The organism is Herbidospora sp. RD11066 (assembly GCF_054661255.1).
Genome location: NZ_BAAGDO010000001.1, coordinates 25,587 through 46,175, shown reverse-complemented (window position 1 = coordinate 46,175; position 20,589 = coordinate 25,587). Strand labels below are relative to the sequence as shown.

Here is a 20,589-nt window from a genome sequence, read left to right as displayed (position 1 = left end):
TGCTCAGCTGGTGACGAGTCCCTCCAGCTTGTCGAGCCAGTCCTCCGCCACCCGGCCGAACGGTTCGTGGCGGTGGGTCACCGCGTCCATCAGCCATTCGGCGGCCTGCTCGGCCTGCTCGATGACGTCGGGCGGATAGCCGAAGCGGACCTGGTGCTCCTCGAACTCGTCGGCGTCGTCGAGGAAGATCCGGCCGTCGGTCTTGCGGATCACGTCGAGGTCGAGGTCGATCATGGTGATCTCGGTGTCGGAGATGACCGGGATCGTGGTGACGTCGACGTAGACGGCGGTCTCGTGGGGGTAGGCGTTGAACGAGGCCGTCCACCACGCGTGCCGGGGAAAGAGCATCACGAAGGGGAACTCGTAGACGAACTTCGGTTCGTGCCCCTTGCGGCCCACGATCCCCTTCTGGTGGCCGGTCCAGACGCCGTGCTCGTCTTCTCCGAGGAGGACGCCCGGGAAGTTCCAGTGCAGGGATTCGTCGTACTTGCGGTAAACGATCGCCAGGTCCGTCACGTCATCCGACCTTAACCGAAGGTGGGACAGAATCAGAGGTATGCGTTTCGCCATTCTGGGCCCCCTCGACGTGCGCCGCGACGACGGCACCCCCGTCGAGCTCACCGGCCCGCGCGGACGCACCCTCCTCGCCGCCCTCGCCCTCGACGCCGGCCGGGTCGTCACCACCGGCCGCCTGATCGACGTCCTCTACGGCACCAGTCCCCCCGCCGGAGCGGCCAACGCCCTCCAGGCCCAGGTCAGCCGCCTCCGCACCGCCCTGGGCGGCCACCTCACCCACACGCCGGCGGGTTACCGCCTCGACGCCGACCCGGGCGACGTCGACGCCCACCGCTTCGAACGCCTGGCCGCCTCGGGCCACCTGACCGAGGCCCTGTCCCTGTGGCGCGGCCCGGCCCTGGAGGGCCTCCCCGACACCCTGGCCCCCGCCGCCGCCCGCCTGACCGAACTCCACCTGACGACCTTCCTCGCCTTGGCCGACACGCCCACCGACGCGTCGTCCCTGCTCACCGGCATCGGCCCCATCCCCGGCCTGCCCGAGATGATCACCCGCCACCCCCTCCACGAGGGCCTGCGAGCCCGCCACATCAGGGTGCTGGCCGCGCTGGGCCGCCCGGCCGAGGCATTGGCCGCCTACGAAGAGGCCCGACGTCTCCTCGACGAAGAACTCGGCACGACGCCATCCCCCGAACTGGCGGCGGCCCACCTGGCGGTCCTGCGCGGCGAAAGCCCCACATCCACGGCAGGCGGCGCGAGTTTCGCGACAAAGCCGCATAAATCGGGTCTCGACCAGACACCGCATGGATCGCGTTTCGACCCGACACCGCACGAATCAGGTCACAGCCCGACAGCGCATGGATCGGATCCCGACCAGATAGCGCATGAATCAGGTCACAGCCCGACGCCGGATGAATCGCGCTTCGGCCCGACATCGCATGAATCCCGGCTCCCCGGCTCGCCCAAAGCTGCCAACGCTCCGACCGGACCCGCCTCCGACACGTCCGCCACATCCACCCCCCGCCCGAAATTTCACGACACGCCCGAGAGGGTCGGAATCCCCACGCTCCTCACCGATCTCGTCGGACGCGACGCCGAACTCGCCGCCATCCGGGAGCTGATCTCGACCGCCCGCCTGGTCACCCTGACCGGCCCCGGTGGCACCGGCAAAACGCGGCTGTCCGTCGAGGCCTGTGCCCACGTCGACACGCCCGTCTACTTCGTCGAGCTCTCCCCGCTCGCCGACGGCGGCGAGATCCCCCAAGCCGTCCTCAGCACGCTCGGCCTGCGCGAGGGACGCCTGCTGCGGCAGGACAGCCAGCCCGTCAGCGACCCGTTCCACCGCATCGCGGCCGGGATCGGCGATCGCCCGATGCTCATCGTGCTGGACAACTGCGAGCATCTCGTCGAGGCCGCCGCCACCTTCGCCGGACGCCTGCTGGCCGCCTGTCCCGGCCTGCGGATCCTGGCCACCAGCCGCGAGCCCCTCGGCATCACCGGCGAGCGCCTGCGGCCGATCCCGCCGCTGGCCCTCCCGCCGTCGGGGATCGACCCCGCCGACGCCCTGTCCTTCCCCTCCGTACGCCTGTTCGCCGACCGCGCCGCCGCCGTCAGGCCGGGCTTCTGGGAGGAGGCCCACGCGAGCGAACTCGACGCCGTGGTCAGGATCTGCCGGGCCCTCGACGGGCTGCCGCTGGCGATCGAACTCGCCGCGGCCAGGGTGCGCACGCTCCCGGTGACCGACATCGCCGACGCGACCGACCCGTTCGCCGTGCTGGCGCGCGGAAGCCGTACAGCCGAACCGAGACACCGCACCCTGCGCGCCGTGATCGCCTGGAGCTGGGACCTGCTCGACGACGACGAGCGGACCCTCGCCCGCCGCCTGACCGTCTTCCGGGGCGGCGCGACGCTGAAGGCGGCGCAGGAGGTCTGCGGCCTGCCCGCCCACCAGGTCCTCGACCTGCTCGCGGGCCTGGCCGACAAGTCGCTCATCGAGGTCGCCGGAACCCATTACCGGATGCTCGACACCATCCGGGCGTTCTGCGCCGAACAGCTCGCCGAGGCGGGCGAGGAGCGGCGGCTGCGCGACGCCCACGTCGCCTACTTCCTCGATTTCGTCGCCACCGCCGACCCCCATCTGCGCACCGGCGACCAGATCGACTGGCTGCGCCGCATGGACGCCGACCACGAGAACCTGCTGGCCGCCCTCCGCCACGCCACTCCCGGCGACGCGCTGCTGCTGTTCTCCGGCCTGACCGGCTTCTGGTGGCTGCGCGGCCTGCGCAGCGAGTCGGACCTCTGCGCCCGCGAACTCCTCGCCCGCCTCGGCCCGGAGCCCGAGATCACCGAGGAGATCGCGCTGTGCGTGCTCAGCGCGATCGTCGGCGGCGGCCCCACCCCCGAGCTGCGCCCCCATCTCGACCGCGTCGCCGCGTGGATCGACGGTTTCCGGGCGCCCAACCGCCAGCCACTCCTCTGGGTGCTCTGGTCGCAGGCCGTCGGCCCGCCCGACCCCGCCCTGGCCGACGAGCTGATCGCCATCCAAGCCACCTACGACCTCGACGCCTGGACCCGCTCGCTGTCCCGCTTCGGCTGGGGCCTGCTGGCGCTGTTCGAAGGCGATCCCGTCAAGGCGGAAGAGCACCTCCTCCCCTCGCTGGCCGGATTCACCAAGATCGGCGACCGCTGGGGCATGGCGATGGGCCTCACCGGCCTGGCCGACATCGCCGAATGGACCTGCCGCCGCACCGAGGCGCTCGACCTCGTCAACCAGGCCCTCGACCTGGTGCAGACGCTCGGCACCACCGTCGACATCGCCGACCTGCTCTGCCGCCGCGCCCAGAACACCCTGGTCCTGTCGGAGCGGTCGGGCGCGGCGGGCCCGGCCATGCGCGGCAGCGCGCGGGCCGACTTCTCCCGCGCCGCCGAACTGGCCCGCCACGCGGGCGCCATCGAACTCATCGGCCGCGCCCACATCGGCCTCGCCGACCTCGCCCGCCTGCACGGCTCCCTCACCGAGGCCCGTGACCTGGCCGAACGGGTGCTGACCGACCTGACCGAGAGCGGCGGCGACTGGTTCAGCCTCGACGAGATCCGGGTGGCCGCCCACCTGACCCTGGGCTGGACCGCCTACGGCGAAGGCGACCCCGACCGCGCCGAACACCACCACCGCCAGGCCCTTTCCTCCGTGTACGTCCAGCGCAACCGCCTCCACGCCGCCCGCGTCACCGAAGGACTGGCCGGAGCCGTCCTCCTCCGCGACGACCCCGCGGGCGCGGCCGCCCTTCTCGGCATCAGCACCGCCCTGCGCGAGGGCCTGCCCAGCGACGAACCCGACGCGACGCGCCTGGCCACCCGCTGCCGCGCCATCCTCGGCGAGGCCGTCTACACGACCGCCCACGCGCGCGGCCTCGACATGCCGAAAGACCGGCTGATCCCCGTCGTCCTGGAACTCGCCTGAGGCGTCAGCGTTCCGTCAGCGCCGTCAGCAGGCGGTCAGCCGCAGGTCAGCGGCCTGCCGGAGGCTGAGGCCATGACTTCCACCACCCCCGCCACCGCCGGGAAGAAGTGGGGCACGCTGGTCATCTCGTGCCTCGCCATGTTGCTGCTCGCTTTGGACATGACCGTTCTCCACCTGGCCACGCCCCGCCTGGTCGAGGACATGACCCCGTCGGCGACCCAGCTGCTCTGGATCCTGGACGCCTACGGTTTCGCGCTGGCCGGCATGCTGATCACGTTCGGCAACGTCGGTGACCGCATCGGGCGCAAGAAACTCCTGCTGACCGGCACCGTCGCCTTCGGCGCCGCGTCGGCCCTGACCGCCTACGCCCCGACGCCCGAACTGCTGATCGCCGCCCGCGCCCTGCTGGGTGTGGCGGGCGCGACCATCATGCCGTCCACCTTGTCGATCATCCGGAACGTCTTCACCGACGCGAAGGAGCGCACCACCGCCGTCGGCAGCTGGAGCAGCGTCTCGGCCCTCGGTTTCGCCATCGGCCCGGTGGTCGGCGGCGCCTTCCTCGACCACTTCTGGTGGGGTTCGGTCTTCCTGATCAACGTCCCGATCACGATCGCCCTGGTCGTCGGCGGCGCGCTGGTCCTGCCCGAGTCGCGCAACCCGCGTCCCGGCCGCCTCGACGTCGTCAGCATCCCCCTGTCGATCGTCGGCGTCGTCGCGATCGTGTACGCCATCAAGGTCGCCGCCCACGACGGCATCGCCGACCCGGCGGTCTGGATCTCCGCCGTGATCGGCCTGGTGACCTTCGCCGTCTTCGTCGTCCGTCAGACGAGGCTGGCCGAGCCCCTGATCGACGTGCGGCTGTTCCGGGTCCCCGCCTTCTCCGGCGCCGTCGGCGCCAACGTGGCGATCATGTTCGGCACGCTGTCGGTCTCGGTGGCCTTCGCCCAGTACTTCCAGCTCGTCCGGGGCTGGTCGCCGCTGATCTCGGGGCTGGCGGGCCTGCCGGGCGGCGTCGGCGCCGCGATCGCGGGCGGCTTCGCGGGCACCCTGGTCATGGCGCTGGGCCGGGCCAAGACGATCGCGCTGGGCCTGGCGCTGACCTCGGCCGGGTTCTTCCTGTACGGCCTGGTCGACGTCGACACCAGCTATGCCTTCATGCTGATCCCGATGGTGGTCGCCGGTCTGGGCATGGGCTTCACCTTCGCGGTGACCAACGACACGATCATCGCCTCGGTCCCCCGCGAACGCGCCGGGGCGGCCTCCGCCATCTCGGAGACCGCGACCGAGGTCGGCGGCGCGCTCGGCATCGCCGTCCTGGGCAGCGTCCTCGGCGGCCTCTACACCGCCAACCTGGCCATCCCGCCGGGGGTCCCCGCCGACGCGGCCACCATCGCGGGCGAGTCGCTGGGCGGCGCCGTCCACGTGGCGTCCCAGCTCCCCGCCCCGGCCGCGACCCAGCTCCTGGACGCCGCCCAGCGCACCTTCGTCGACGCGATGCACGCGACCCTCGTGGTCGGCGGCGTCTCGATGGTCGTGCTGGCCGTGTCGTGCCTGTGGGCCCTGCGGGGCACCCCGAAGGAGATCCCCGAGGTCATCCTCGACGACACCGGGCACGTCGAAGAACCGGTCCGCTAATGGAGAAACGGCCCGCCCACGGGGGCAGGGCCGTTTTTTCTTGGACGAGTTGCGCCCGTCGTCGCGGCGCGAGGAGGCGCGGCCGGTCGGCGCCGGATGCGGCGGGGGGCGGCCTCGGCGGGCGGTGCCGTTGTCGGCGAGAGCCGTAACGGAGAAAAGGCTTTAAAGCAGTGGCCCTTCCCAGTCGAGGAAGGGCCACTGTTCGGAGGTCAGGCCTCCACGACGACCGGGATGATCATCGGGCGTCGGCGGTAGGTGTCGCTGACCCAGCGGCCGACGGTGCGGCGCAGGACGCGGCGGATCTGCTGGACGTCGGCGACTCCGGCCGCCGCCGTCTCCTGGAGCGCCTTCTCGATCTGGGGGATCACCGCGTCGAGCGAGTCGGGGTCGATGCCCGAGCCGCGCGCCGTGATCTCCGGACCGCCCGTGAGGCGGCCGGTGGTCGAGTCGACGACCACCACGATCGAGATGAAGCCCTCGTCACCGAGGATGCGCCGGTCTTTCAGCGCCACTTCGGTGATGTCGCCGACGGAGGTGCCGTCGACGAAGACGTAACCGGCCGGAACGGCGCCGGTCACCTTCGCCTGGCCGTCGACCAGGTCGACCACGACCCCGTCTTCGGCGATGACGATGTTCTCCTCGGGCACCCCGGTCAGCCGCGCGAGCTTCGCGTGGGCGCGCAGGTGGCGCCACTCCCCGTGGACGGGCATGAAGTTCGACGGCTTCGTCGCGTTGAGCACGTAGAGGAGCTCGCCTGCGGCGGCGTGGCCGGAGACGTGCACGAGCGCGTTGCCCTTGTGCACGACCTTGGCGCCCCAGCGGGTGAGCCCGTTGATGACCTTGTTGACCGCCGTCTCGTTGCCGGGGACCAGCGACGACGCCAGGAGCACCGTGTCGCCCTCGGCGATGCGGATCGGGTGGTCGCGGTTGGCCATGCGGGACAGCGCCGCCATCGGCTCCCCCTGCGAACCGGTGCAGATGAGGACGACGTCTTCCGGCGGCCACTCTTCGATCTCGCGCGAGTCGACCAGCAGCCCGGCCGGGACCTTGAGGTAACCCAGCTCGCGGGCCACCCCCATGTTCCGGACCATCGACCGACCGACCAGGGCGATCTTGCGGCCGTGCTTCTGCGCCGAGTCGACGACCTGCTGCACGCGGTGGATGTGCGAGGCGAAGCAGGCCACGATGATGCGCTTCTCGGCGACCCTGATCACGTCGTCGATCACCGGCGCGATGTCACGCTCGCTGGTGACGAACCCGGGCACCTCGGCGTTGGTCGAGTCGGACATCAGCAGGTCGACGCCCTCGGCCCCGAGCCGGGCGAAACCGCCCAGGTCGGTGAGGCGGCCGTCCATCGGCAGCTGGTCCATCTTGAAGTCGCCGGTGTGCAGCACGATGCCGGCGGGCGTCCGCACGGCGACCGCGAGCGCGTCGGGGATCGAGTGGTTGACCGCGAAGAACTCGAGCTCGAACGGCCCGAACCGGCGCCGCTCCCCTTCGACCACTTCTTCGGTGACCGGCTGGATGCGGTGCTCGGTGAGCTTGGCCTCGATCAGGCCGAGCGTCAGCTTCGCGCCGACGAGCGGGATGTCACGCCGCTCGCGCAGCAGGTAGGGCACCGCGCCGATGTGGTCTTCATGGGCGTGGGTGAGGACGACGGCCTCGATCTTGTCGAGGCGATCGCGGATGTATTCGAAGTCGGGCAGGATCAGGTCGACCCCGGGCTGGTCGACCTCGGGGAACAGGACCCCGCAGTCGACGACCAGCAACCGGCCTTCGTATTCGAAGACCGCCATGTTGCGGCCGATCTCCCCGAGCCCGCCCAGGGCGACGATCCGCAAGCCTCCTTCGGGTAGGGCCGGAGGCGGACCGAGTTCCGGATGGGGATGGCTCATGCACGCACCCCGAGATCATGGGGTGTAACCAGCAGCACTCAATCTCCTATGACCTTCAGGCCGCCCGCGACGAGGTCGGCGCGGAGCAGCGAAATCTGTTCAGGTGTCGCCTCGACCAGCGGCAGCCGCATCGGACCGGCTTCCTGGCCGACAAGTCTCAGAGCGGCCTTCGCCATGATCGCCCCACCCGCCTGGTTCATGATCCCCGAAACGACGGGCACCAGACGCTGGTGGATCTCGCGGGCCCCCGCGATGTCACCCTTGCGATACCGCTTGATCATTTCTGCGAGGTCTGCCCCCGCGACGTGGCCGATCACACTCACGAACCCGGCCGCCCCGATCGACAACCATGGCAGGTTCACCGCGTCGTCGCCCGAATAGACGGCGAGCGACTCGGCCGCGAGCATGACCTCGGACGTGGTGTGGAAATCTGCCTTGGCATCCTTCACCGCGACGATCCGCGGGTGCTGGGCCAACCGGATGAGCGTCTCCCGCGAGATCGGGACCACGGAACGCCCCGGAATGTCATAGAGCATCACCGGCAACTCGGTCGCATCGGCGATCGAGACGAAATGCCGGTAGAGCCCCTCCTGGGGCGGACGGCTGTAATAAGGCGTCACCGCCAGCAGACCGTGGGCACCGGCCCGCTCGGCCGCCTTCGCCGCCTTCACACTGTGGGCGGTGTCGTAGGTACCCACTCCCGCGATGACAAAGGCCCGGTCGCCAACCGCCTCGACCACGGCCCGGACGAGGAGCTCTTTCTCCTCGTCGGTCGTGGTGGGACTCTCACCGGTGGTTCCACTCACGACGAGGCCGTCATTGCGCTGTTCGTCGACGAGATAGCCGGCGAGCCGCCCTGCCGCGTCGTAGTCGACGGCTCCGTCGACGGTGAAAGGGGTCACCATCGCGGTCAGCATGCGGCCGAAGGGGGCGTCAGAGGTTCCAGTTGGCGATGCCATAGACCGAACGGTACCCGGATCCGCCCAAACGGTGGACCCCGCCACCCCGCCTGTGGATAACCCGGCGCGGATATCGGGGCACGAAAGAGGCCGCCGATATGTGCTCGGGGGTACACACATCAGCGGCCTCTATCCCTCAATCGAGCTCTCTTACGGCCGCGTTACAGACTCTTGGAAAATATTTTCCCGCGTTGACATGCAGCCGGATGGCTGCCTATCGTGCGTCGGCGTGAGGGACGAGGCTTTCGACGGTGTTTTCCGAGCTCTGGCCGACCCCAGCCGCCGCCGGCTGCTCGACCGGCTCAACGCCGTGAACGGCCAGACACTGCGTCAGTTGTGTGACGGCCTGACGATGGCCCGCCAGTCGGTGAGCAAGCACCTGGCCGTCCTGGAGTCGGCCGGACTGATCACCACGACCCGGCGCGGCCGCGAAAAACTCCACTACCTCAATGCCGAACCGATCAACGCGATCGCCGACCGCTGGCTCGGCCAGTACGCCAGGGCTCGCGCCGGCGCCCTCGCCGACCTCAAGACCGCATTGGAGCAGGTAACGCCCATGACCACGACCGAGTTCGCGTACACGACGTACATCAAGACGACCCCCCAGCGCCTCTGGGAGGCGCTGACCACCCCGGAGTTCACGAAGCGGTATTGGGGAGTGACCCTCGAATCGACATGGGAGGTCGGCGCGCCGGTCGTGTGGGGCATGGGCGAGGTGGTCATGGACGACCCCGACCACCAGGTGGTCCTGGAGTCCAAGCCGTTCGAACGGCTCGCATACACCTGGCACACCTTCACCGATGAGTTCGCACAGGCCGTCGAGTTCGGCGGGGAGCAGTTGGATGCCTGGCGTGCGGAGCCGCGCTCGAAGGTTACGTTCATGCTGGAACCGATGGGTGAGCTCGTGAAACTCACGGTCGTCCATGACGATTTCATGAAGGGCAGCGGCATCCTTCCCGAAATCACCCAGGGCTGGCCGCCGATCCTCTCCAACCTGAAGACCCTCCTGGAAACCGGAGAAACCCTCCCTAACCTGGCGTGACCGGGAGGAAATCGATCACACCGAGGTGGAGCGCGCCCGGAGCTTCGTTGCGTGAAGCTTCCGGCCGCCCCCCTCGACATCTTTCGATATGTCCGAGCATCAAGTTCGAGCCACGCCCCGGCACAGCCCGCCCAATTTGTTCGGGCCCCAAGTCGTGACCACACGCCTCCATCACTGTCCGAAATTTCAGGACAACGGATGGACTCTGCATAATTCGCGACCGCGAGCCCGGGTCTCTCCCTCGCGCATCTCGAAGCCGTCGGATATTTGACTGCACAACTTTGTCCGGAATTAGCCGAAAATAAGGTCCGAAAATCTTCTCGTGCGCCACATAGGGTCACGGCGGATCCGCGAGTGCCCCTCTGACCGGATCCGGGCGTTCGCCTACTGCTCGCATCGCGGAATTCGATGACCGCCGGCTCCCTCACCCAGTTCCGGTAAGTCTCCGGGAGAAACCACGCTCAGCGGCAGATCGCGCAGCGGATCCGAGCCCGACGGGCACCATCCGGGCCCGATCTGCGGGAGTGGGCGGAGCATGGCGCCGGGGTCGTCGAGCTGGGCCCACGAGGTGACGTACACATCTCCCAGACCTTCATGTCCCCAGGCCGTGGCCATGGAGCGGACGATCCCGAGGCCCCGGCCGTGTTCGTCGGCGAGGGAGGGGCGCTTCTCGTGTGGCAGATCGGCTCCGCCGCCGGAATCTGTCACTTCTATACGAATGGATCGTTCCATCTTTATTACGCAAATGCGGACATTGCCACCATTCAGGCTTTTGCTATGGCGAATGGCATTCGAGAAGAACTCGGAAACGACGACCTCGGCATCATGGGCAAGTGGGTGCCCATCGAGGTAGCGACGGACGAATGCCCTGGCCACGGCCGCCATCGAAGGTCGTCCAGGCAGGGACAAAGTATGACGATCCACGACAGGATCCTCCACAGGTCAAGAGTAAAGTTGGAATCACAACTGATGGCCATTACTCTGGGTTGTGCATCGGATACGGGAGGATCGGAATTAACGCTTTACAGTCCAAGGATGGATAAGTGGCCAACTCCGATCCGGTTTACCTGCGTGTTGTCGAAGACCTCCGCCGTCAGATAACGGAGGGCCTGTTGCAACCCGGAGCGCCGATTCCCTCACGGCACCAGATCACTAGGAAGTACGGCGTGGGCGAGACCGCCGCCCGCCACGCGCTTCGAGTGCTGGCCCAAGAAGGGTTGATCATCGGCCGCGTCGGGTCGGGCCATCGGGTCCGCCAACGGCCGGACCTGCTCCCGCTCCACCGTGCACAGGCCCACTTCTCGACCGACATGCACGCCATCGGGCGCCGCCCGACGTGTGACGTCAAGACCGATTCCGCCGAGGCCAGGCCCGATATCGCCATACGCCTGCGCATCGCCGCCCAATCCCCCGTCACGAGAACGCGCATCGTCTATCGAAGCGACGGCAAACCCGTGCAACTCGCGGTGTCGTACGAACCCGTCGTCTACAACGACGGCACCGAAGACGTCACCCAGGTCGCCCACCGCCTCGGCGGCAACGGCCTGAAGCTGACCGAGGTGACCGAACACGTCTACGCGCGGGTCCCCCAGCCCGTGGAGAGCGACGTCCTGGACCTTCCGGCAGGTGTTCACGTACTCCACGTCGAACGCACCCACTGGGCGGGCGACAAACCCGTGGAAACCAGCGACGTGATCATCCCGTGCGACCAGTTCCGGCTCGTCTACACCCTCCCGGCACCTTACGGAGAACCGACCAGCCGCTGAGGCCCTCCTTCCAACGGGCTTCTTGCTTTGTGTACGACCCGGGTCGCGGGGACCTTGTTTCGGCAGGGTCCCCGCGACCCGCTTCACATGTTCCAGCTGCGAGTGGCGCATCAACGCAACGTTCGTCTGACTGTCGACGCGGGCGTCTCGACGTGTTCCTTCCGCATGCATGCCGCGCCGAGGCGCGACGAACGCTTGCCCAACAAGCCGTGGTCGATCGCCGGCTCGCCATGGGCCAAAGTCCTCGCCGCGCATGCTCAGGTTCGCTCTAGCGCCCCGGTTAAGTGCTCCTAACAGATGAGCATCACCGGTCTTGGCGCCGGTGCGGCGAGGTGCCTCACCTGCATAGTCGGGGCAAGACAACGGCGAGCAGCCCGAGTGCCGGTGTCATTTTGTTTGAACCTCTGAGCGTGCCGACGCCTCTCGCGGCAACCTCTGGGGTTCGTCCGAAACACATGCCTCGACAGCCGTGCGAGCTCGCCCCCGCATCCGAATCACGCGGATTGACTATCCGGCCCGCGCGATCCGCCTTCACCAACCTCGCCACGAGCAGCTGCGCTTGCCCAACAAGCCACGAACAATCTCAGGCTTGCCATGGGCCGTCACCACAGCTCAGTGATCAACGCACGTGTGCCAGACAGCCGAACCACACACTGACCGATGGACTCTCACGACGAGCGCGTCGGCGTCGTTCAGCCCTGGTGTGGCGTCAAGAATCACGGACAAGTCCGCGATGAAACGCTGGCTCCCCGCATGGCTGAGACAACCGCTGCTGATCAGGCAGCCATCTCCGCGACGGCTGGGCCGCATCAGCAATCGGGTCGGTGAGTCGTCTCGCAGGTTGATCCAACAGGGTTGTCGAAGTCACTGAGCTCCTAACCATGCCATCGGTCGCTGGAGCCCCCCGACTGGCTCCAGCGACCGGCCCTCACCGCTTCTGAACACGGATCACAAGCGGCGAGAGATCAGTGGGCATCAGCTGCGCACAGGAATGCGCTACTGCCGTCGCGATGCCGCTCCTAGCGGGGTTCTTCATCACCAGCGCTCATGGATGACGCGCATCGCAACAGCAAGCCTGAACACACCGGTCCACGCGTTCCCGAACCCTGGCCGGCCTCCATCGACTCAAGCCGGTCAGCGTCAACGCGACGACCGATCAGGATCAGCGTCGTCGGTGGACACACCTACCTCGCACAAAGCGCCCAGAAGCCGAACAGGTCTTACTTGGCCCTCACCCGATCGAGCGCAGAAGTTCCGCGTCTTGACGCCCAGACAGTCCACCCCGGCATCCAGCCCCAGCGTCCAAGGCCCGCCTCCAAGGCCAGCAGTCCAGCCCCAGCATCAACTCCGGCGACCTGCCCCTAGCATTCAAGTCCCGCGTTCAGGTCCTGCGGCAGCCCCAGTATCTAACTCCGGCTCCGGTCCTGTTCTGGCGTCCTGCCCCGGCATCCAACTCCCGTATGCAAGTCCCGTAAGCAAGTCCGGCGGTCCAGCCCCAGTATCAAACTCCGGCTCCTGCGTCGGCTCTGGCATCCAAGTCCCGCATGCAAGTCCGGCGGTCCAGCCCCCGTATCTAGCTCCGGCTCCTGCGTCCGACTCCAGCGTCCAAGTCCGGCACCTAAGAGCACCTACCAGAATGAAGCTGGCTGAATCCGGCGCCGGTGCGGCGAGATGTATCACCTGCATGGGCGGCGCTCGGCAACGGCGAGTTGTCGGGCACCGGAGTCATGGTGTAGGACCTCTAAGCACGCCGTCCGGGGCTGTCCCGGCCTCACCCGAGGTGGGTCAACCGGCCGCTGGAAGCTACCGTCGCGTTCCAGCGGCCGGTGTCCTCGCCGCCTGACAAGGCAGACAGGTGGCGAGTGCTCGCGAGGGCCCTGCTCTCGCGTCGATCGAGGAATGACGCACCTCAATGACAAAGCCTGGGCGTTCGCCTTTGCTGACATCGCAGGAGATCTGCCGGTCGCTGGAACCCTCCCTCGTCCTCTTGGAGCTCCAGCGACCGGCCCCTCGCCACTCCACAAATGGGGGCGATATGGAATGGCGAGCGCTTTGGGTGATGCAGCACGCCCCCCTCGCACAGGCACCACAAATCGGACAAATACGAATTGTCCAGACGTGGATTCGACAACGACAACGCTCAGACGCGATCGAGTGACACGCAAATTGATCATTTCGGTACGCGCAGGGTGGCGACCGTTCTCTGTGGTCTACAGGGCCCGCCACTCGAGACCAGCCAGCATCCCCCCAGGTCAGGGGATGGCGGTCAATTCAGCTCCACGGAAAGCGATCTCGCACTCTCAACGCGGGCGCACGGCAGGCTTCCCGGCCTTCGCCAGGTCGTACAGGAACTTCAGAGAAGGGACGAACACGCCCAGACAGCAGTGACGCAGACATACTCTCGCGAACGAGGCAACAGGACATCCTGGTAGAACAAGCAGTTCTAATCAGGGAAATCACGTCACAGTCATGCCCGGGACATAAACCACTTTCAGCTGCATACCGGATGGACAAATGCGGGCACCGCAAGAACGTCGGTGGGTGATGGTAAAACGTGCGTCATGGGGTTGCGGGTCAAGGACATGGCGGCTGGCGATCAGCCACGTGAGCGTTTGCTGGAGAAAGGAGGAAACGCCCTGGCCGATCGTGAATTACTGGCCATACTCCTCGGATCGGGCAGCCGCGGCATGAGTGCCGTCGAGCTCGCCTCGCGGGTGATCTCCCACTGCGGCGATCTCGGGGAACTCTCGCGTTCCGAACCACATCGGCTGCTCAGCGTTCCGGGGGTCGGGCCGGCCAAGGCCGCCCGGGTCGCGGCCGCGTTTCATCTTGTACGCCGCTCGCAAAGCAGCCCCGGCCCATTACGCATCACCACCTCGGCCGATCTCGCCGCCCTGGTGGCCCCACTGCTGCGGGAGCAGGCGAAGGAGCGGCTGGTCTTGGTGGTCTGCGACTCCGCCGGCGGGGTGCTGCGCCAGTCGGTGGTCACGGAGGGCGGTAGCGACCACACCTCCCTTCCGGTCCGCGACGTGATCACCGCCGTGCTGACCTCGGGGGGAGCGGCGTTCGGGCTGGCCCACAACCACCCGAGCGGCTCCGTCGAGCCGAGCCCTGGCGACGTGGCCTCGACCGACCACCTGCGACACGCTTCCGACATCGTTGGCCTCACCTTCCTCGATCACCTTGTTGTCACCGACACCCGGTGGCGCCGGGTCGCTTGATGCCAATGTACATAGTGGTCTAGTCGCCGTCTATGCAGTTTTAGCAAGTGTCTGGTTTCTGGGTATACGTACTGTTTGGTCTAGGATACGAAGATGCTCGACCGAGAGGGACCTGTGCCGGTCTACAAGCAGATAGCCGATGAGCTCCGGCGGAAGATCGCCGACGGTGAGCTGAGCCCCGGCGACGCCATCCCCAGCGAGGCGGAACTCGAAGCCGAATACAACGTCGCGCGCATGACCGCCCGCCGGGTCGCCCGCGAACTACGCGATCAGGGTCTCGCCTACACGATCCAGGGCGAGGGCACCTTCGTGGGCACGCCCGACACCCCGCGGTCGGAACTCCCGGTCTACCAGCAGATCGCGAAGGTCCTGGCGGAGAAGATCCGCTCAGGCGAGTTCCCGGCGAACCGCGCATTGCCGAGCGAGAAGGCCCTGATGGCCGAACACGGCGTGGCCAAGGCGACGGTCCGCCAGGCGATCGCGACCCTGCGCAAACAGGGCTACGTGTTCACGGTGCCTTATCGCGGAACGTATGCGACGGCCCGGGAGAAGTGGCCCAAGCCGAAGCGTCCCCCGGCGAACCGTCTGAACGGACGCTGACACCGGACGCTCCGGTCCGGGGCTCCCGGTTTGCAGGACGTGACGATCCGGGGCAGGCGACCACCTGCTCCGGGTCGGCGCATCCGTGTCCGACGTGCGCGGGTCGCGGGGCTTGCCGTTCCTGGTCAGGCAACGTGCATCCATGCCTGCCGTGCCCATGCAGACTGGGCAGTTGCCCTGCCCCGAGCGGGGAATCGCACCGTCGCGCGGGCCACCACGGCATTCGCCCTCGCCGGATCGCGTCCTTGCCTGCCGTCGGACAGCCAGGTGTTGGCCTGACCGAGCAGAGCATCGCTCCATCACGCGGGTCGGCAGGGCATTCGGCCTCCCTGGCGAGGTATAGCGCATCCGTGTCTGCCGTCGGCCAGGCCTGATGAGCACTTGCCTGCCCGAGCAGAGCATCGCACCGTCACGCGGGCCGGCAGGGCGTTCGGCCTCCCTGGCGAGGCATAGCGCATCCGTGTCTGTCATCGGTAAGGCCTGATGAGCACTTGGTCTGCGCGAGCAGAGCACCGCACATTCGTTGTCTGCAGTCGCGAGGGCGGACGCCGCGTATCAAGTCGGCGCACGCCGAGCTATGCCTGCCGTCGCCTAGGCATCCGCCATACCCAATCCGGGTATCGCGCGCGGGCCAACGCCACTTTTGCGCTGCCCGGTCGGGCCCAGCCGAGCTATGCCTGCCCTCGTCTAGGCATCCGCCATGCCCGATCAGGGCGTCACGCGCTAATGCTTGCCTTCGCGTGGGCCGATGCCACGTTTGCCTGCCGAGATGGCCGCAGCCGGTCTACGCCTGCCGCCATCTCGCCTGACTAGCCGTCTTCCCATCTGACCGGTGCATCGCGCACTCGTGCATGCCGTCACGCGGACCGATGTCATGTTTGCCCTGCCAAGATGGCCGCAGCCGATCCATACCTCCCGTCGCCTGGCCTGGCTGGCCGCCTTCCCGCCTGAGCAGCGCATCGCGCACGAGCGCATACCGTCACACGGACCAAGTCGGCTCCACCCGATCCATGCCTGCCGTCGTCCAACTGCCTCGGCTCGTTCATCCTCCTGGGTCGGGCACAGCGCATCGACGCCTGCCGTCGTCCCGTGCTGGCGTGATGTTCGACCTTCTGGTCAGACATAGTGGTTTTGGACAAGGCGCTTGGCGGGTTGGCGTGGTGGACTCAGGGTTCGGGCTGCGGCCCCGCGTGGGACTTGGGTTCGTAGATGTATGGCTGGGTGCGGGTCAACAGCTTGAAGCCTCGTTTGCTGAGGGTGGGTTCCGAGGTCGGCAACGCGTCGACGAAGACGTGGGTGCGGGACCGGTCGCGGGCCTCGTGGAGTCTGGCGCCCACGGTCGCGATGAACAGGCCTCGTCGGCGATGTGTGGTCTTGGTTCTGGCGCCGGCCAGTTCGGCGAAGCGGCTGCCTTGCTTGAAGTAGATCCGCCCTGCGGCTACCGGCTCGTCGCCCACGTAAGCGATGTGGATGCTCATCGCTTCGGGCGTGTCACGCAGGATCCGCGCGAGCCGTTCCTGTTCTGCGTCCACGTTACGGCGGCCGATCTCACGGGAGATCTCCGCATAGTCGGCCAGACCTTGCGGGTCGGTCACGCGTCGGATGTCGAAGGCGGTGGGGTCGAAGGCGGTCAGGGTCGCGTCGTCGAGCGGAAGGGCCAGGACGTTCTCCGGGTCTTCGGGGGTGAAGCCTGCGGCGACCAGGTGAGTGCCCAGATCGGGTGGCTCGTCGTGGCCATAGGTCTTCCACTCCAGCGTGTAGCCGCCGGAGCGGGCCAGCGCGGTCTCTGCGGCGATGACCTCGTCGATCTCCTCAGCGGTGCAACGGCTGTAGGTGATCCGGCATTCGGCGCCGTCGGCCGAGCGTTCGCGGACCACGCCGCCGTGTCCGGCGAGCTCGCCACCGGAGCGGCGGTCGGCGTCGAGACCGGCGAGCATGTCCGCGTTCCTGAGCCCATTCATGCCGCGCCCCCTCTGATCTCCTGGCTTCGAGTGTGCTCCTGAGCCGTGATGTCTATCGGACCATCGAACCGATGCACACGGCCTGGCTCCTGACGAGCACCAGTCACCTTGGCAGGCAGCATCTTGATCTTCGCCGCGCCCACCACCGCAACGATCTCACCCCGCCGAACAGGGCCACACCATCACAGCCGACCCCGCTTCACCCCTCCGTAGTCTCCTCACTGCACTGACACCGCCGAGCTGCGCGAGTTCCCACGCGCTATGACTAGTCGTCAGGCGTGTCCTGCGAACTATGGTCGGCGGATTCCTCATGGCACCGCTGAGAACAGCCCGCAGCAGATTGGCGGTATCCGGAGCCGGCCACGCCAATCCGGATCTCGGCGCCCCGACCAGGGACACTTGCCGTGAGCTATGAACTGCTGGGTCATCTGGCTCGGGAGCGTTGGGTCGCGGCGACGCAGATCAGTACGGCGGCCGCCGCCACGATCATCCATGGGTCGAAGGCCTCGCCGAGGAGTAGCCACGCCCATGCCAGCGTCAGAAGTGGCTGGGCCAGCTGGGTCTGGCCGGCTCGGGCGATGCCGCCCTGGGCGAGGCCCGCATACCAGGGGATGAAGCCCAGGTACATGGACACGAGACCGGCGTACAGGAGACCGGAGATCGACTCCCCAGTCAGGGTGACGTCGGTCGTCAGGGCGAGCCACACCGTGAGCGGGACGGTCAGTGGGGCGGCCACGACGAGGGCGTAGGAGACGACGCGCCAGCCCGGGGTGGTGCGGGTCAGCCGGGCGCCTTCTGTGTAGCCGACGGCGGCGGAGACGAGGGCGAGGACGAGCAGCAGGTCTGCGGGGGTGACGTGGCCGCCGCCCCGGGCGAGGGTGAAGGCGGTGATCGAGAGCGCTCCCAGGGCGGACGCTATCCAGAACGCGGGCCTCGGGCGTTCCCCCGCGCGCAGGACGGCGAAGACCGCGGTGGCGGCCGGGAGCAGGCCGATGACAACGGCGGAGTGGGAGGCGGACGCGCCGCCGTACAGGGCCAGGCCGCTGAACACGGGGAAGCCGAAGACCACACCGGCGGCGATGACCACGTAGGACCAGAGGTCGCGGCGGGGCGGCAGCAGGGGCGCGCGGGCGATCAGGAGGAATCCGACGGCCACGACCAGGGCGAGCACGGCCCGGCCGATGGAGACCAGGAAGGGGTCCAGGCCGCGCATGGCGTACACAGTGGCCGGAAACGAGCCGGAGAAGGCGAGCACCCCGACTGCGGCGAGCGCCGTCCCGATGCGAGCCCGCGATTTCGCCGCTGCGATCTGCACGCCGGAAGATCCCCTGCGGTCGGCCGGGGCAGCGCTATCCGCCACATCTCCAGAACGAATAGCGGTGGGCTGAGTCGCCATCCCGTCCAGAACCAGGCTGGCATCCGCTACGCCATTCGAGCCAGTAGCGCTATCCTTATTCCTCATGAACGACGATAGCAGTATCGCTCGTCTCGCCGACACCCTGCGGGCTCACGCCGCCGCCCTCCGCCCAGGTGACCGGCTTCCCTCCAGCCGGGAGATCGTCCAGGCCCACAACGTCTCTCCGGGCACCGTCTCCAAGGCCATCGCCAAGCTCGTCGCCGAGGGTGTCGTCGTCACCCGCCCGGGTGCGGGCGCGTTCGTCGCGACGCCGCCGCAGCGGCTCGAGACGGACCCCTCCTGGCAGACGGTCGCGCTGAGCGACAAGGTCATCGACGAGGCCCCCCTCACGTCGATCCTTCAGCAGCCCGCCGACGGCGTCATTCCTCTCACCGGCGGCTATCTCAACCCCGTCCTCAGACCGACCAAGGAACTCAGCGCCGCCGCGATCCGCGCGGTCAAAAGGCCGGACGCCTGGTCGATGCCCCCGCGCACCGGCATCCCCGAGCTGCGCACCTGGTTCGCCGGCGAGACCGGCACCACGCAGAACGACGTCCTGATCGTCAGCGGTGGCCAGGCCGCCCTCACCCACGCCTTCCGTGCCCTGGCCGCGCCGGGCGATCCCCTCCTGGTCGAGACCCCGACCTACCCGGGCGCCCTGGCGACGGCGAGGACGGCGGGGCTGCGCATCGTACCGGTCCCGACGGACGGCGAAGGGGTCCGCCCCGACCACCTCGCGGAGGCGTTCGCGCGGACCAGGGCCAAGGTCTTCTACTGCCAGCCGACCCTGCAGAACCCGACCGGTGCCACGCAGTCACGGCAGAGACGGCAGCAGGTCCTCGACATCGCGCGAGCCGCCAACGCGTTCGTCGTCGAGGACGACTTCGCCCGTTATCTCGCCACCACTCCCCCGCCGCCTCCGCTGGTCGCGCTCGACACCCATGGCACCGTCGTCCACGTCCTGTCGCTGAGCAAGATCACGGCGCCCAGCCTTCGGGTGGCGGGGCTCATCGCGCGAGGGCCCGCGGCGGCGAGACTGAGGGCGGCGCAGATCGTGGAGTCGTTCTTCGTCGCGCGGCCTCTGCAGGAGACCGCGCTGGAGTTCGTATCGGCGCCGGCCTGGCGGCGGCATCGGATGGCCGTCGCGGCGGAAATAGACGAGCGGCGGAACATTCTGCTGGAGGGCCTGCACCGGCATCTCCCCGAGGTCCGGGCCGAGCTGGTGCCCAAGGGTGGGCTGCACGTGTGGGTGGGGCTACCGCCCGCGCTGGACGAATCGGCTCTCGTCGAACGCTCCCAGCGGGCGGGCGTGCTGGTCAGCCCCGGGACGATCTATCACGCCGCCGAGCCGCCGGGGCCGTGGCTGCGGCTCACGCATACGGCCGCTTCTCATCGGGCCGAGCTCGCCGAAGGGGTTATTCGTCTCGCGCGGGCTTTCGGGGAGTCTGCGTCTGGCGTTCCCGGCGCTTCTTCTGCTGGAAGGCCAGGTAGGCGAGGTAGCTGACGTGCATGATCTCTCCTTTGAGGAATTCTCGACACCGGCTAAAGCGTTTCAAGGGTGTCTGATTATTCCCGCTAGAGTGCCCCGGAAGAGGTGATCAACGTGTCCGGTCCGGCCGAACTGCTGCGCGACTTCGTCAACACCTACGACGTCGAGACCGATACCGACGACCTCACGTCCGACCAGGATCTGGCCGCCTGGCTGGCCGACCACGGGCTCGAACCCGATGGTGCCGATCTCGCGCTGGCGCGAGAACTCCGGGAAGGGCTCAGGGTGAGTCTGCGGCACCACCACGACGTGGTGACGTACACGACCCCCGAACCTCTGGAGACGGCGCTGGCGGCGGTTTCGCTGCGGGTCACCATCGACGGCGGGGCGCCTCGGCTCGTGCCGGTCGACGGCGCGGCGCATCGAGGTCTGGCGGGACTCGTCGCGATGATCGTTGCGGCGCACGCCGACGGCACGTGGCCACGCCTTAAGGTGTGCGTCGAGAGCACCTGCCAGGCTGCGTTCATCGACGCGTCGAAGAACCGGTCGCGGGCCTGGTGCTCGATGCGCGTGTGTGGAAATCGCACGAAAACCCGGACATATAGGGCACGACGTCAGGCTGAAGGTCCGGGGATGTCCGCCTGACCAGTAC

General features: G+C 68.0%; 14 protein-coding genes. 8 read left to right on the top strand and 6 right to left on the bottom strand.

Annotated elements, in window-relative coordinates:
• Positions 1–3: 3 nt before the first annotated feature.
• A complete protein-coding gene (locus ACYQ78_RS00185) occupies positions 4–516 on the bottom strand; it encodes a DUF402 domain-containing protein (RefSeq protein WP_459798556.1) in 513 nt (170 codons plus the stop codon).
• 40 nt (positions 517–556) lie between these two features.
• Between ACYQ78_RS00185 and ACYQ78_RS00180 the strand changes: the two genes are divergently transcribed.
• Together ACYQ78_RS00180 and ACYQ78_RS00175 are read left to right on the top strand one after the other, a co-directional pair.
• Positions 557–3,973, top strand: a complete 3,417-nt coding sequence (locus tag ACYQ78_RS00180) for an AfsR/SARP family transcriptional regulator (RefSeq protein WP_459798555.1) — start codon at positions 557–559, stop codon at positions 3,971–3,973.
• 72 nt (positions 3,974–4,045) lie between these two features.
• The gene (locus ACYQ78_RS00175; protein WP_459798554.1) at positions 4,046–5,608 is read left to right on the top strand and encodes an MFS transporter; all 1,563 of its coding nucleotides are present in this window, start codon (positions 4,046–4,048) and stop codon (positions 5,606–5,608) included.
• Between the two features lie 209 nt (positions 5,609–5,817).
• On the opposite strand, the gene ACYQ78_RS00170 is transcribed toward ACYQ78_RS00175, so the two are convergent.
• Positions 5,818–7,503 (bottom strand): ribonuclease J, encoded by a 1,686-nt coding sequence (locus tag ACYQ78_RS00170; protein WP_459798553.1) that lies wholly within the window; start codon positions 7,501–7,503, stop codon positions 5,818–5,820.
• A 38-nt stretch (positions 7,504–7,541) separates the two neighbouring features.
• Positions 7,542–8,462: a 4-hydroxy-tetrahydrodipicolinate synthase gene (gene dapA, locus ACYQ78_RS00165; RefSeq protein WP_459798552.1), complete on the bottom strand. Its 921-nt coding sequence runs from the start codon at positions 8,460–8,462 to the stop codon at positions 7,542–7,544.
• Between the two features lie 229 nt (positions 8,463–8,691).
• On the opposite strand from dapA, the gene ACYQ78_RS00160 reads away from it, so the two are divergent.
• Positions 8,692–9,504 (top strand): ArsR/SmtB family transcription factor, encoded by an 813-nt coding sequence (locus tag ACYQ78_RS00160; protein WP_459798551.1) that lies wholly within the window; start codon positions 8,692–8,694, stop codon positions 9,502–9,504.
• 384 nt (positions 9,505–9,888) lie between these two features.
• Here the strand turns inward: ACYQ78_RS00160 and ACYQ78_RS00155 are convergent, their stop codons facing one another.
• Positions 9,889–10,389: an ATP-binding protein gene (locus ACYQ78_RS00155; protein ID WP_459798550.1), complete on the bottom strand. Its 501-nt coding sequence runs from the start codon at positions 10,387–10,389 to the stop codon at positions 9,889–9,891.
• Between the two features lie 158 nt (positions 10,390–10,547).
• Between ACYQ78_RS00155 and ACYQ78_RS00150 the strand changes: the two genes are divergently transcribed.
• The 3 genes from ACYQ78_RS00150 (at position 10,548) to ACYQ78_RS00140 (ending at position 15,091) form a co-directional block, all read left to right on the top strand.
• Entirely contained in the window at positions 10,548–11,270 is a 723-nt protein-coding gene (locus ACYQ78_RS00150; RefSeq protein ID WP_459798549.1) for a GntR family transcriptional regulator, read from the top strand.
• Positions 11,271–13,831: 2,561 nt separating this feature from the next.
• Positions 13,832–14,491 carry a JAB domain-containing protein gene (locus ACYQ78_RS00145; RefSeq protein WP_459798548.1) on the top strand — a complete coding sequence of 220 codons (660 nt, stop codon included), beginning with the start codon at positions 13,832–13,834 and terminating at the stop codon, positions 14,489–14,491.
• Between the two features lie 93 nt (positions 14,492–14,584).
• Positions 14,585–15,091, top strand: a complete 507-nt coding sequence (locus ACYQ78_RS00140) for a GntR family transcriptional regulator (RefSeq protein WP_459798547.1) — start codon at positions 14,585–14,587, stop codon at positions 15,089–15,091.
• Between the two features lie 1,166 nt (positions 15,092–16,257).
• Here ACYQ78_RS00140 and ACYQ78_RS00135 read toward each other — a convergent pair.
• Both ACYQ78_RS00135 and ACYQ78_RS00130 read right to left on the bottom strand, forming a co-directional pair.
• Entirely contained in the window at positions 16,258–17,052 is a 795-nt protein-coding gene (locus ACYQ78_RS00135) for a GNAT family N-acetyltransferase (protein ID WP_459798546.1), read from the bottom strand.
• Between the two features lie 424 nt (positions 17,053–17,476).
• Complete coding sequence (locus ACYQ78_RS00130) at positions 17,477–18,367, bottom strand: DMT family transporter (protein ID WP_459798545.1); 891 nt, start codon at positions 18,365–18,367, stop codon at positions 17,477–17,479.
• 145 nt (positions 18,368–18,512) lie between these two features.
• On the opposite strand from ACYQ78_RS00130, the gene ACYQ78_RS00125 reads away from it, so the two are divergent.
• Together ACYQ78_RS00125 and ACYQ78_RS00120 are read left to right on the top strand one after the other, a co-directional pair.
• Complete coding sequence (locus ACYQ78_RS00125) at positions 18,513–19,952, top strand: aminotransferase-like domain-containing protein (protein WP_459798544.1); 1,440 nt, start codon at positions 18,513–18,515, stop codon at positions 19,950–19,952.
• Between the two features lie 90 nt (positions 19,953–20,042).
• On the top strand, positions 20,043–20,582 hold the full coding sequence (locus ACYQ78_RS00120) for a CGNR zinc finger domain-containing protein (protein ID WP_459798543.1): 540 nt from the start codon (positions 20,043–20,045) through the stop codon (positions 20,580–20,582).
• Positions 20,583–20,589: the final 7 nt, after the last annotated feature.